General features: G+C 37.8%; 15 protein-coding genes. 1 reads left to right on the top strand and 14 read right to left on the bottom strand.

Translation table 11 applies throughout. From position 1 onward, the window contains the following. Nucleotides 1-64: 64 nt before the first annotated feature. The 9 genes from T323_RS0110235 to T323_RS0110195 form a co-directional block, all read right to left on the bottom strand. Nucleotides 65-1,867, bottom strand: a complete 1,803-nt coding sequence (locus tag T323_RS0110235; protein WP_026673198.1) for an ATP-binding protein — start codon at nucleotides 1,865-1,867, stop codon at nucleotides 65-67. Then, nucleotides 1,867-2,583, bottom strand: coding sequence for a response regulator transcription factor (locus T323_RS0110230; RefSeq protein WP_026673197.1), 717 nt, complete (start codon nucleotides 2,581-2,583; stop codon nucleotides 1,867-1,869). The genes T323_RS0110235 and T323_RS0110230 overlap by 1 nt, the downstream gene beginning before the upstream one ends. A gap of 69 nt (nucleotides 2,584-2,652) precedes the next feature. Continuing rightward, the gene (ccsB, locus tag T323_RS0110225; protein WP_026673196.1) at nucleotides 2,653-3,837 is read right to left on the bottom strand and encodes a c-type cytochrome biogenesis protein CcsB; all 1,185 of its coding nucleotides are present in this window, start codon (nucleotides 3,835-3,837) and stop codon (nucleotides 2,653-2,655) included. After that, nucleotides 3,837-5,480: a cytochrome c biogenesis protein ResB gene (resB, locus tag T323_RS0110220; protein WP_026673195.1), complete on the bottom strand. Its 1,644-nt coding sequence runs from the start codon at nucleotides 5,478-5,480 to the stop codon at nucleotides 3,837-3,839. Before resB ends, ccsB begins: the two co-directional genes overlap by 1 nt. A 12-nt stretch (nucleotides 5,481-5,492) precedes the next feature. Then, nucleotides 5,493-6,020 (bottom strand): thiol-disulfide oxidoreductase ResA, encoded by a 528-nt coding sequence (gene resA, locus T323_RS0110215; protein ID WP_026673194.1) that lies wholly within the window; start codon nucleotides 6,018-6,020, stop codon nucleotides 5,493-5,495. A 92-nt stretch (nucleotides 6,021-6,112) separates the two neighbouring features. After that, nucleotides 6,113-6,832 carry a pseudouridine synthase gene (locus T323_RS0110210; RefSeq protein WP_026673193.1) on the bottom strand — a complete coding sequence of 240 codons (720 nt, stop codon included), beginning with the start codon at nucleotides 6,830-6,832 and terminating at the stop codon, nucleotides 6,113-6,115. A gap of 113 nt (nucleotides 6,833-6,945) precedes the next feature. Further along, nucleotides 6,946-7,476, bottom strand: a complete 531-nt coding sequence (locus tag T323_RS0110205; protein WP_026673192.1) for a spore maturation protein — start codon at nucleotides 7,474-7,476, stop codon at nucleotides 6,946-6,948. Between the two features lies 1 nt (nucleotide 7,477). Then, nucleotides 7,478-8,071 carry a nucleoside recognition domain-containing protein gene (locus tag T323_RS0110200; RefSeq protein ID WP_026673191.1) on the bottom strand — a complete coding sequence of 198 codons (594 nt, stop codon included), beginning with the start codon at nucleotides 8,069-8,071 and terminating at the stop codon, nucleotides 7,478-7,480. Next, complete coding sequence (locus tag T323_RS0110195) at nucleotides 8,064-9,230, bottom strand: D-alanyl-D-alanine carboxypeptidase family protein (protein ID WP_026673190.1); 1,167 nt, start codon at nucleotides 9,228-9,230, stop codon at nucleotides 8,064-8,066. Before T323_RS0110195 ends, T323_RS0110200 begins: the two co-directional genes overlap by 8 nt. Before the next feature lie 125 nt (nucleotides 9,231-9,355). On the opposite strand from T323_RS0110195, the gene T323_RS0110190 reads away from it, so the two are divergent. Further along, on the top strand, nucleotides 9,356-10,081 hold the full coding sequence (locus T323_RS0110190) for a DUF421 domain-containing protein (protein WP_026673189.1): 726 nt from the start codon (nucleotides 9,356-9,358) through the stop codon (nucleotides 10,079-10,081). A gap of 256 nt (nucleotides 10,082-10,337) precedes the next feature. Here the strand turns inward: T323_RS0110190 and T323_RS0110185 are convergent, their stop codons facing one another. Genes T323_RS0110185 through spoVAC form a run of 5 tightly spaced genes read right to left on the bottom strand, consistent with a single transcriptional unit; the run spans nucleotide 10,338 to nucleotide 13,281 of the window. Further along, nucleotides 10,338-11,195, bottom strand: coding sequence for a DUF421 domain-containing protein (locus T323_RS0110185; RefSeq protein WP_026673188.1), 858 nt, complete (start codon nucleotides 11,193-11,195; stop codon nucleotides 10,338-10,340). 25 nt (nucleotides 11,196-11,220) lie between these two features. Further along, nucleotides 11,221-11,427 (bottom strand): DUF1657 domain-containing protein, encoded by a 207-nt coding sequence (locus T323_RS0110180; protein ID WP_026673187.1) that lies wholly within the window; start codon nucleotides 11,425-11,427, stop codon nucleotides 11,221-11,223. 11 nt (nucleotides 11,428-11,438) lie between these two features. Next, nucleotides 11,439-11,789, bottom strand: coding sequence for a stage V sporulation protein AE (spoVAE, locus tag T323_RS0110175; RefSeq protein ID WP_026673186.1), 351 nt, complete (start codon nucleotides 11,787-11,789; stop codon nucleotides 11,439-11,441). Then, nucleotides 11,789-12,802 (bottom strand): stage V sporulation protein AD, encoded by a 1,014-nt coding sequence (spoVAD, locus tag T323_RS0110170; RefSeq protein WP_026673185.1) that lies wholly within the window; start codon nucleotides 12,800-12,802, stop codon nucleotides 11,789-11,791. Before spoVAD ends, spoVAE begins: the two co-directional genes overlap by 1 nt. After that, nucleotides 12,802-13,281: a stage V sporulation protein AC gene (gene spoVAC / locus T323_RS0110165; protein WP_026673184.1), complete on the bottom strand. Its 480-nt coding sequence runs from the start codon at nucleotides 13,279-13,281 to the stop codon at nucleotides 12,802-12,804. Before spoVAC ends, spoVAD begins: the two co-directional genes overlap by 1 nt. Nucleotides 13,282-13,288: the final 7 nt, after the last annotated feature.

The raw sequence follows: 13,288 nt of genomic DNA, 5'->3' as shown, positions 1-13,288 counted from the left end.
ACTACTGAATCTTTTCATTCAGCAATCTTTTTACCGTATACGAACAGTGTTTCTCATGAAACAATTATTTTCGCTCATTTTCTCTATTTTCTTCGTTTTTTCGAGGAATCGAAAAACTAAATGTTGTTCCTTCATTAACTTTACTATGCACGGAAATGTGTCCTGTATGTGCTTCGACAATATTCTTCGCAATCGCTAGTCCAAGTCCCGTACCAGCAGTCCCTCTTGTTCGTGCTTTATCCGCTTTATAAAACCGTTCAAACACAAACGGAAAATCTTCCTCTGGTATGCCGGAACCTGTATCAACAACATCAAAACGAGCCTCTACGGTTGTCGATTGGACCAAAAGACGAACTTTTCCACCTTCATGTGTATGTCGAATCGCATTATGAATTAAATTTGTTAATACTTGCTCAATTCGGTCTGAGTCAAAAAAAATGATATTTTCATTGTTTTTGACGTCACACATTAGGTGAATGCCTTGTTCTTTCGCTAATCCTTGGAATTTACGAATAATTCGGTCTGTAAAGTCTTTTATATTCACTTCTTCCATATTTAATTCAATATGGCCTGATTCCATTCTTGCTAAATCAAGAAGTTCATTGACGAGCCTACCCATGCGAAGCGATTCTTCATAAATGATTTGGGCAATTTCTTTTTTCTCTTCGTCCGTTTGAGCAATATCATCTACTATCGCTTCACTATACCCTTGTAACATGGAAATCGGTGTTCTTAACTCATGAGATACATTGGCAATGAAATCTTTTCGTAGTTTATCGTGCCTTCGTTCCTCGGTCACATCTCGAATAACTGCTACAGCACCACGGACGAATTTTTGGTCATATAACGGTGTCATTAAGATAAACCAACTACGACCTTGGATGTCAATTTCGTCAAATTGTTCACTTTCTAAAACAACAACTTGATGAAACAGCTTTTTAACTGCATTAGGTAGATCTTCCACAGCATCAATATTCAAGCCTTGTTCATAATACCAAGCTTGAATGAATCGTTCGGCAAGAGGATTCGTAACAACAATCCGGCCTTTACGATCAAGCGTAATGACTCCATCAGCCATACTACTTAGTATTCGAGAAAGTTGTTCTTTTTCTTGATTTAACGCGGTAATATTTCGATTTAATTCTCGTCCCATTCGATTAAAAGCAATAGCGAGCTTCCCAATCTCATCAATCGTAAGAATCGGAATTTTCGTATCAAAGTTTCCTTCTGCGACTTCAACTGCTGCTTGCCGCATTTTTCGTAATGGAGCTGTAATTCTCGTTGACAAGAAAAATGCAAAAATCGTTGTTAATACAATCGCGATTCCAGCAGAGAATATGATGATTCTTTTTGTTTGTGCTGTTGTTTGTTCTATCGCTAGAAGGGACTGATAAAGGAAAACCGCACTTTGAATATCATTCAATTCAACTGGACGTCCAACGACCATTATTTCCGTATGAACCTCAACCCCATCTTCTACAAAGGGAAAATCACCTTGACTGACAACTGATTCGTCTCCTTGAAACACTTTCGACAAAACCGGATCTTCATAAAAAATCGAGATCGGTAAGTTTACAGTTTCACTTGGATTAGAAGAATACCAATGCTCTTCATTATCCAAAATTACTGCTTTTATATCGTAAGTTTCTGCAATTTTAGATATCGTTACTAACGCCATCTCTTTGTCATCATACACTTCTAAAATGGTCGCAATCATATCTGCATGATTCATCAATTGTGACTCGGCCTCACTAACATGAAACCGTTCAAAAAATTGGAGCATGAGTGCCATTAAAATGGATAAAACTACGGACACGAGTAATAAAATCGTAAACCATAGTTTTCCAACAACACTTCGCCAAAACATTACTCTTTCACAGCCTCAAATTTATATCCGACACCCCATACGGTAGATATCATGCTAGCTGCCTCTGGTGAAATTCGATTTAATTTTTCGCGTAATCGTTTAATATGAGTATCAACAGTACGCAAATCTCCAAAAAAGTCATAATTCCACACATCTTTTAACAGTTGTTCTCTTGAAAAAACTTTATCAGGAGTTTGCGCTAAATAATAGAGAAGTTCATATTCTTTAGGAGTTAAACTGATTTCATTCCCATCTACTGTTACTCGATGTGCATCATTATCAATCGTTAAATGAGAAAAGACAAGAACATCTTTTGCTGCTGTTTCTGTTTGAAGAAAACGTGTACTAGATGAACGACGTAAAAGTGCTTTAACACGCAAAACGACTTCTCTTGGGCTAAATGGTTTTACAATGTAATCGTCTGTACCGACTTCAAACCCTTGTACACGATTTGCTTCTTCCCCTTTTGCTGTTAACATGATGATCGGAGTTGCTTTTGTTTTTCTAAGCTCTTGACATACTTCGATTCCATCAATACCAGGCATCATGATATCAAGAAGGATAAGGTCATAGTCATTTTCAAGAGCCATTTCTAAAGCGACTTCTCCATTTTCAGCATCTTCTACAATATAATCTTCTCTTTCTAAATACATCTTTAATAAGCGGCGAATGCGCTCTTCATCATCAACTACTAAAATTTTTCCTTCTTGTTCCATCGATAACCCTCCTCGTACTAAACACCACTATATTTTTTTGCACTGCCCAATTAGGATCGTGCTTTTATATTATGCATAGGAATGAAGCCCTGCAATAACTAAGTTAACAAAAATCAGATTAAACATAATAATAGCAAACCCTATTACACATAGCCATGCTGAACGTTCACCATGCCAGCCTCTTGAAAGTCGCAAATGCAAATACGCCGCATAAAATAAGAACGTAATAAGGGCCCACACTTCTTTTGGATCCCAGCCCCAAAATCTTGTCCATGCAATTTGTGCCCAAATCATCGCAAAAATCAAGCCGCCTAATGCAAATAATGGGAATCCAATCGCAATGGCTCGATAGCTTAATTCATCAACCGATTGTGGACTAATATTTTTCAACAATGGTTGAATCGCTCCACCGATTGGTTTTCGTAATACTAATCGCAGCAACCAATAAATCGCGATTCCAATCGTAAACGCCCATATTACTGAGTTTAAATCATTCGCGATAATGTTTGCTGGAACATGAAACAAAGCATCCATTCTTCCTTCGGTTAGCAATGTTCCTTCATTCGGACCTACAATGGCAGGAAGATTGTATTGCATTTGAGCTTCCTCACCATTTTCATTCACATATGAGAATGTTGATTCATAACCCACAAGATTAAACCCAGTACCTAAAATATTGTACCCTACCATACACAATAACACATATAAAATAAATTCAAGCCAGCGCGCTTTTTTATTTTTTGTTGTAAAATCAAGAGTTCGAATTAAATATATTAATCCAGCAACAAACCCAATCGCTAATACCCCTTGAGCTAAGGCTACAGTAATAACGTGAATTTTTAACCAATTACTTTGTAAAGCTGGAATTAATGGCGCAACTTCACGCGGGAACAATGATGCATACGAAATAATAAGCATGACAATTGGCATCGTAAATAGACCTAATATATTCGAACGGTAAATCGCATATAAAATGATAAACGCGAAACCGATCATAATTCCTAAAAATGTTGTATATTCAAACATGTTACTAACTGGAGCATGTCCTGAAACCGTCCAGCGTGTAATAAAATAACCCATTGCAAACAAAAATGCAAAAATCGAGATGATAAACCCAAACGTTCCCCACCGATTTCCTTCTACACCTTTTTTATTTCGCCACTTCTTCCCTGTAATCGAAACAGTAAACGTAATTGTAGCAGCTAAATATAAGAAAAAGGCAGTAAGTAATAAATTGCTACTTAAAGCTAACATTACATTGTTTCCTCCTTAGGAGCTGTTTCTTCTTTTTCCTTTTCTTCTACTTGGTCAATTGGCATAGTTAAATCTGTTTGCTCCACAACAGCTTCTATGTCTTTTTTTAACGACGCCCACATTTTATTCGCATGTCCTGCCATCATGATTTGACCGTTCACTTGTTGAATCCAAATTCTTCGATGTGACCAATAAGAACCTTGGACTAGTCCAATCATAAAGATAGCTCCACCTACCATTAAAAATCCAAGTGTGTGATCTTTCCGAACAGTTAGGGCCGTGACATTTTTTGTATCAATACCAGCAAATGATATACGGTAATCATTTTCACCAAAAGGTTCCAGATTTCTTTGAATCGCGATAAAACTTATTTCCCCGTCAGGTTTATCAGGTGTAATCATTTCAAAAATAAAAGCTGGATTATTTGGGATTTTAGAACGAGTCGCCGGATTTCCTGCGTCATCAAAGAAATAGTCTTGGAAATAATCAAGAACACGCACTTTATACCCATCACCTAAATCATATTCATCTAATGGATTATACAAATCAACTGTAAATTGCCCAAATGTGTCTCCAGACTCTTTATGATCTAATGTAAATGCCATTTGATTTAATTCATTTAATTTAAAATCAACTTGATATAGAGCAAAATCAGAAAACTTCATCGGGTCATTTACAATGATATTATGTCTTGCTATTTCTTTTAACTCTGCTTCTTCCCCAACAACGGTTGGTTCCATACGTTCATAGACGACAGCCCGAGTTTTAAATGTTTGTGCAACAGGTACCCCAGAACGTTGAAGAGCTTCTCCAAATACTTCATCCTCTTCATCATACACTTCGAGAATGAATTCTTCATTTTCAATAAAATATTGTCCATCCGTACCTGGGATGACAACCGTGTCTCCTTCGCGAACCCACACAAATTCATCCACGTACATACCAGGGAAAAACCGCAACATACAGCCGATGAGAAAAATAATTAAGCCAAGATGATTGACATAAGGCCCCCACCTTGAAAATCTACCTTTTTCCGCTACTACGTTTCCATTTTCTTCGGAAACATTATATTTTTTTTCTTTTAATAATTGCTTTGCTTTTTCCATTGTTTCTTCTTCATTTTGGACATCAGAAACACCATATAAGCGCTGACGTTTCATAAAAGACTCATGACGTGTCACACGTTGTTTTTTCAACGCACGATACAACGGAACGACTCTATCAATACTAGCAATTAATAATGAAATCCCTAATGAAGCAATTAAAATCATGTACCACCATGAGCTATATAAGTTATGAAAGCCTAACTGGTAATACATTTGCCCAAGGAACCCATGTGTTTCCTGATAGTACACTGCCGGATTTGCTGTAGGTGGAATATACATTTGCTGTGGAAATATTGTTCCTAATGATGATGCAACTAATGTAAGAATAATAATCCAAACGCCTACTTTTACCGACGAAAAAAAGTTCCATATTTTATCAATAATCGTTCGATTATAAGTTTGTGATCGTCTTGCGACACCTTCATAGCGCATATTCAGGAGCCCCGTTGAATCTCCCTCTAACGGCTTCCCACATGACTCACATATGACAGTGCCATATGGATTGGCGTGACCACATTCACACTTCACTTTATCCATAACAACACCCCATTACGTTTTCGGTTTGATTAATTCCATAAATTCTTCAACTAGTGCCTCGTCCATCATTCCTGTATGAATTTTTTCTACTATTCCATGTTCATTAATGAGAAACGTAATTGGCAATGGGCGAATGCCATATGCGTCACTGACTAACATTCCTTTATCAATCGCAACAGGAAATGAGAGGTTATACCGTTCAACAAAGCGTTGGACTCGAAGGTCAGCTTCATTTACATTAACAGCGATAATCTCTACCCCTTGGTCTTTGTAAATTTGATAGAAATCGTCCATAATTGGCATTTCTTCTTCACATGGTTTACAATACGTTCCCCAAAAGTTTAAAAAGACACCCTGACCTTTATAGTCAGCTAATTCAATTCGCTCTCCTTCTAATGTTGTTAACACGAAATTAATAGGCTCTTCACCTACACGGACACTTGCTTTATCAGCAAAAAAATTAGTATAAAACGTGTATACTAATGCTATCGTAATCACGACAAGTATCGAAGTCCGTAGTAGCAATCTTTTCCGTATCATACCGCTCTCCCCTTGAACTTTGATCTTATCTCTGTTTCATTCACCCTATTATACATTTGAAATGAAACAAATACGTGAATTGTTTTTGACGTTTATGTGACAGCTATTTCTTTTAACTGCTTTACTTCAAACGGCTTAAGTGGCCTTGTTTCTCCTGGGGTCATACTTCCTACTTCTAAAAAGGCAAATCGCTCTCTTTTTAACTTCAACACGGGGTGTCCAACCGCATCAAACATCCGTCTTACTTGACGGTTTCTTCCTTCATGGATCGTCATTTCAATAATTGACGTTCCTTTTTTCTTATCTCCAGACACAATTTTGACACGAGCGGGCGCTGTTTTTCCATCTTCCAACATAATCCCTCTTCTAAGCTTCTCAATAACTTCTTTTGTTGGATACCCTTTTACTTTCGCAATATATGTTTTATCGACTTTATGTTTCGGATGAGTGAGTATATTAGTCAGTTCACCGTCATTCGTTAACAATAGGGCTCCTGACGTATCATAATCAAGTCGACCTACAGGAAAAACACGCTGTTCAACTTCTAAGAAATCCGTAACGACTTTTCTCCCTCTATCATCTTTAACCGCTGATATGACACCAGTTGGTTTATACAATAAAAAATACACTGGTTCTTCTTTATCTATTGGGACACCATTCACTTCAATTTCATCTTTTCTAGGAGTTACTTTCATCCCAAGTTCCTTAACGACAACTCCATTTACTTTTACTTTTCCTTCTAATATTAATTCTTCTGCTTTTCGCCTTGAAGCTACACCTGCATGTGCAATTACTTTTTGTAAACGTTCCATCATTTCACCTCACATTTCATCATACCTCTGTCACAAGTAATACTCAAGTAATGACAATTTTCGCTTTTATGAAAAAAAGAAGAAGCCTATGTATGGCTTCCTCTTTTCCTAGTTTATCCAAAAACTAATGTAACAATCACAATTGCTGCAATAATTCCAACAATGTCTGCTAGTAATCCAACTTTTAGAGCATCCCCCATTTTCTTTATTCCGACTGCTCCAAAATAAACGGTAAGAACATATAATGTTGTATCTGTACTTCCTTGCATTGTCGAGGCTAGTCTACCAATAAATGAATCTGGTCCATATGTGGCAATTAAATCAGATGTCATCCCGAGTGCCCCTGTCCCAGAAATCGGCCTAATTAATGCTAGTGGCACGATTTCACTCGGAACACCAATCGCTTGCAACACAGGCTGAAAAAGACCAATAAAAAAATCCATTGCGCCTGAAGCCCGAAAAACAGAAATGCCGACCATCATACCAACTAAGTAAGGGATTATGGAAACAGCCATCGAGAAACCTTCTTTTGCACCATCTACAAATGTCTCATATGTAGGCACTTTTTTATATGTTCCATAGAGAAGGATAAAACCGATGAGCATCGGAATCATCCACATGGAGATGACAGTTATCCAACTCATGCTATTTCCTCCCTTTTCTTATTCGTCGATAATAAAAAAAGCGGTCAATTAGTAAAGCTCCTAATGTTGAGCAAGCCGTCGCCATAATCGTTGTTCCTACAATTTCTGTTGGCGCCACCGAATCATAGCTCATACGAATTGAGATAACTGTTGTTGGAATTAATGTTATACTCGCTGTATTTATCGCCAATAGTGTAATCATAGAACGACTCGCTTGGTCAGAATCCCCATTCAACTGCTTTAATTCTTGCATCGCCTTTATCCCCATTGGCGTTGCGGCATTTCCTAATCCAAACATATTAGCAGACATGTTTGAAAGAATATATCCCATAGCAGGATGGTTTGGTGGGACCTCTGGAAAAATTCTCTTCGCAATTGGACTCATTAATTTTGCTAATCCATCTAGCAAACCTGAGTTTTGAGCAATTCTCATCATACCTAACCAAAAAACGAGAATACTAATTAAACCAAAACAAATCGTAACCGCATCTTTTGCACCAGCAAAAATCGCTTCATTTAATTCTTCCATTGTCCCATTGATTGCAGCAAACACAATTCCAATTACAATCATGCCTACCCATATGTAATTAATCATATGGTTTCACTCCAATTGTAATAAAAAACATTTCCTTCACTTTAGACCAGAAGCTTTGTTTTTCTTCAATTTCTGGTGCTTCATAATAGAGAGGAACTTCCCCAATTGTTTCGTCTTTTATCGTTAGCATAATTTTCCCGACGGGTTCTGTAATATGTCCTTCTTCCCACTTATTGTCCGTTGGTGGGTTGTATAACGTCACTTTCTTTTTCATCCCTTTTTGCTCTTTTTTCGTTAAAGGATATGTAAATGTGAAAGGAGCATACACTCTGTCTTTATAAAACTCCTCCTCAATTCCTTTCACAAATCCTTCTTTCACTAAAAGTTGAAGTTCATAAGAATCAAAAGCCCAATTAAACATATTCATATGGTCATGCCAATCACTAGGTGCGTTTAATGTAACGGCAATTAAATCCAAATCGTCTTTTGTAGCGGTTGACACCAATGTACGATTTGCTCTTTTCGTATATCCCGTTTTCCCCCCAGTGCTATATTTATAGAGTTGCGTTAACAACCTATTTTTATTTTGCCAGATTCGGTCCCATTTTTCTCCTTCTTGAGGAGCACGATATGATTTTGTTGAAGAAACTTCACGGTATGTTTCATTTTCCATCGCGTATTTTGTTAACAAAGCCATGTCATAGGCCGTAGAATAATGCTCTTCATGATCATCTAAGCCGTGTGGGTTATTAAACACGGTACGAGTCATTCCAATTTCTCTCGCTTTTTCATTCATCATATAAATAAACCCATCTAAACTTCCACCTACATGTTCGGCTATCGCCACTGCAGAATCATTACCAGATCGAAGCATTAACCCATATACTAAATCTTTTAATTTAATTTTTTCCCCTGGTTTTAAATACAGCGAAGACCCTTCTGTTCCAGCAGCATTATTTGACACTGTCACAGTTTCCTCTAACATTCCTGATTCAATAGCCAAAATCGCCGTCATAATTTTAGTAATACTAGCAATTCGTAATTGCGCATGTTCATCTTTTGCATATAACACTCGCCCAGACGATTGTTCAATTAAAATGGCGGCTTGAGCAGAAACCCCTCCAACAGCCTTTGCTCGATTCCCTGATACAGTTAACGTACTAAATAGTAAAACAAAGATTATTGAAATAATAATAGATTTGTTAGCCTTTTTGGTCATACTATCCCCGTCCCAATTTTTTTTATTTGTACAAGTGTATGCTCATCCTTGTCTCATATGTATGAATTAAGAAAAGAATTTGCGGAAAGCTAAATAAACGAATATAGCGAATAAAAGGTGATCACATGCAAACGTTTTTTGAATTATTAACCGTGCTCGGTAGAATAATCACCATTTTCCCTCTCCTGCTCATCCTTGCTTTATATATGGGGAAGCGCTCAATTGGACAACTTCCGATTTTTGATTTTTTAGTCATTGTCACGTTAGCATCAGTGGCAGGCGCAGATATCGCAGATCCAAATGTCAGCCATATTTATACTGCATTTGCGATTGTCATGATTAGCCTATTGCAAAAAGGAGTGGCCACTCTCATTATTAAACATAGAAAAATAGGAAAGTGGCTCACATTCGAACCTACGATTGTAATTAGCCATGGTGTGTTTCAAGTTCAAAACTTACAACGAATTCAATATTCCATTGATAATGTATTACAAATGTTAAGGGAAAAAAATATTTTCTCGCTTGAAGATGTTGAATTAGCGATTATTGAAGCAAACGGACAACTAAGCGTTGTGAAGACAAACAACAAGTCTGAAGTTACACTTGAAGATTTACGCTTACAAAAAAAGAAAAGCGGAATTGCTTTTCCATTTATTATCGAAGGTCAAGTGTATGAAGGCGTTCTTTCCAAGTTTCAACTCGATCATGTGTGGGTTGATGAGCAGTTACATCAACATGGCGTTCAAAATATTCATGATGTTTTTTTCGCTTCCATCTCAAAAGAGAAAGATGTACATATTTCTTTACGAACAAAAGAAAACACCGAAGATAATTCGATGTTGTTTCACTAGGAATTCACCCCATACCTTTATCTTTCGGACATCTATTCCGCTATTCCATCAAAAAGCCGAGTTTTACACTTTTTTAATGGACATACGTTCCGCTATTCACCCATTTTAAAGGAAGAAAGCAGCACAATTTTCAGCTTTAGCGGAACAGCGGTCCGATAGCCCTCAACAAACCTACCTTTTCCTTTAAATAGTGGAAAAAATGTCCGTTAATAAAAACCGCACTGTAATAGATAAAAACAGTGCGGTTCATACGTATTTATTTCAAATACTTTTTCATTTGCGTTAACACTCGCTCCATATCTTTTGAGCTGTTTTCATACATTTTCTTCGCTTGTTGTGATTCAGTTTGCAGTGCAAAGGCTTCGAGGTCGGCTTGGCATTTTTTAATAGAGGCTAACAATAATGGCTTTTCTTGTGGTTTAGGTACTTGAAGCTTATCATCAAATAAATCTACCGTTAATTCTCCATATGAATCCACCTGACCAACATACACATTTTCAATCGCAACACCGATTTTATCAAGTTCTATTTCTAGCCATTTTCGATTAAACCCGAGTGTCGATAAAGGTTCATCTAATATTTTTCCGTCCATAATAACCGTTTCAGGTTGTTTGATTGGAGCAACAGGCATTTTCATATCATTTGCCGTTAAAGGTTGATATTCTTTCTTTAACAGGACATTTAAATCTCCTGTTGGCTCAAGCACGGCAAATTCAACATCTGCCACCTTAAATACTTGCTTTGAACGTAATTGAGTTAATAATTCATCGGTAGAATAGCGCTGTTTTTTTAAATTATCTTCTAATACTTTCCCGTCTTTAATAAAAGGAATTCCTTTTCCTCCAACTACATTTCTTACAGTTTTACTTTTCATTGACAAAAGACCGAGAAGATACGGCACAAATGTCCATATAAACAAAGCAATAATGACATACATTGGAGGAATAGCAAGTCCGATCGAACCGACCGCAACAATAATCGCAACGGCGGCCATCGCAATCCATTCAAAATAGGTTAAATGGGCAACAGGCTTGCGTACAAACAATTTCGAGGCAAACAAAACGAAAAATAGTCCAATTGTTGCGCGCAAGGCAACCTCTAACCAGCCTGGCATACGTAACACTCCTTTCTAAGGCAAACTAAAACCCTTTATACTGTGGCTCTTCCCGCTCTAGTTCACCTACACGGTTTTCGATGTCGACAATGACTTTTCTTGTGATTAAACAAGATTCATGAAACGCCTGTCTTGATTCCTCGTCTTGTGCTTTTATTGAAAATGTATTTAGTTGTGATTCAATTCCTTTTAACGTGGATAAACATTGCTTCACTTGAGATGCAACTGTCATTGTTTCACCTCCTACCCTTTTGGTTTAAAAATTAGCGCAGCAATAAATCCGAATATAATCGCTGCTGAAATCCCTGCACTCGTTACTTCGAAAATCCCTGTAATGACACCAACAATCCCGTTGCGCTCTGCTTCTGCTAGCGCCCCATGAACAAGGGCATTCCCGAAACTAGTAATCGGTACAGTCGCCCCAGCACCGGCGAAATCAATTAGTGGTTCATACACCCCAATCCCGTCTAATACTGCACCAGACACAACAAGTGTACTCATTGTATGTGCAGGCGTTAATTTCACAACATCCATAAGAATTTGACCAATTACACATATTAGTCCTCCAACAACAAACGCCCAAAAGAAAATCATCAATGAATCCCTCCCGCTTCAATCGATACAGCATGCGCAATACAAGGTATCGATTCTTTTTGTTGAAACGATAAAGGAGAAAGAAGAGCTCCTGTTGCCACAATAAGCATTCGTTTAATTTCACCTTTTTTCATTCGATTAATGAGATGACCATACGTAACAGCCGCGGAGCAACCTGAACCACTAGCTCCAGACATTACCGGCTGGTCATCTTTATAAATCATTAAGCCACAATCATCAAATTGTCCTTTTTCAAAGGTGAGCCCATGCTTTTCAAATAAATCTTCGGCAATAGAATGCCCAATTTTACCTAAGTCTCCCGTAGCAATTAAATCATAATGAGAAGGATCAATTTGTAAATCACGAAAATGGGCTTCAATTGTATCTACAGCTGCTGGAGCCATAGCCGCCCCCATATTAAATGGGTCACTTAAGCCCATATCCACCACTCGACCAATCGTAGCAGAAGTAATGACTGGTCCTTCCCCTTGTTGTGCTAGAATACCCACACCGGCTGCCGTTACAGTCCACTGTGCTGTTGGTGGCTTTTGTGCTCCATATTCAGTCGGATAACGAAATTGCTTTTCTATAGCCGCATTATGACTCGACGAACCTGTTAATATATAGTTGGCTCCTTTTGCATTTACAATAAAAGACCCTAGAGCTAAACCTTCCATCGACGTAGAACATGCCCCAAACAATCCAAAGTAAGGAATTTCTAACGTGCGACTTGCAAAACTTGATGGTGTAATTTGGTTGACTAAATCTCCAGCGAGCATAAATTCAATTTTTTCTTTTTGAAGATGCACTTTTTCTATTGCTTCTTGACATGCTTCTTCCAAAAGAACCCGGTGTGCTTTTTCATAGGAGTCTTGCCCAATCCATAGATCATCGTGTAATGTATCAAAATCATTAGCTAATTTTCCGTTTGCCTCAAATGGACCTCCTACCGTTCCTGTAGAAATGAGGACAGGTTTATTTTCAAATTTCCATGTACGATGACCGACAAGCATTACAATCCCCCCCATTGAACGAGTATCGTTTTAATGAGTGCAATTACAAACGCGGAAAATGTTCCGAAAACAATAACAGACCCAGCTAGTTTAAACATATTGCCACCAACACCTAGCACTAATCCTTCTGTTCGATGTTCAATCGCAGCACTCGCCACTGAGTTGGCAAAACCGGTTACAGGAACAGCTGTACCCGCACCAGCAAACTGAGCAATCCGGTCATAAACACCAAAGCCGGTGAGTAACACAGAAAGAAAAATCATCACAGCAACCGTTGGGTCTCCTGCTGTTCGTTCGGTAAAATCAAAATAATGAATAAAAACCGTTTGAACCCCTTGTCCGATCAAGCAAATAAGTCCACCAAATAAAAAGGCGCGGATACAATTTTTAAAGACAGGTCGCTTTATTTCGTGTTCGCTCGCAAATTTTTGATACTCTTGTTTAACAGGGGATAAATTTTTCTTTTTCTGATCTGACATGTCCAAC

The organism is Alkalihalobacillus bogoriensis ATCC BAA-922, from assembly GCF_000621445.1.
In the GTDB taxonomy this organism is placed as follows: Bacteria; Bacillota; Bacilli; order Bacillales; family Bacillaceae_F; genus Bacillus_AO; species Bacillus_AO bogoriense.
The sequence above is the reverse complement of the archived record's forward strand: the minus strand, read 5'-3'. Positions and strand labels throughout refer to the sequence as shown.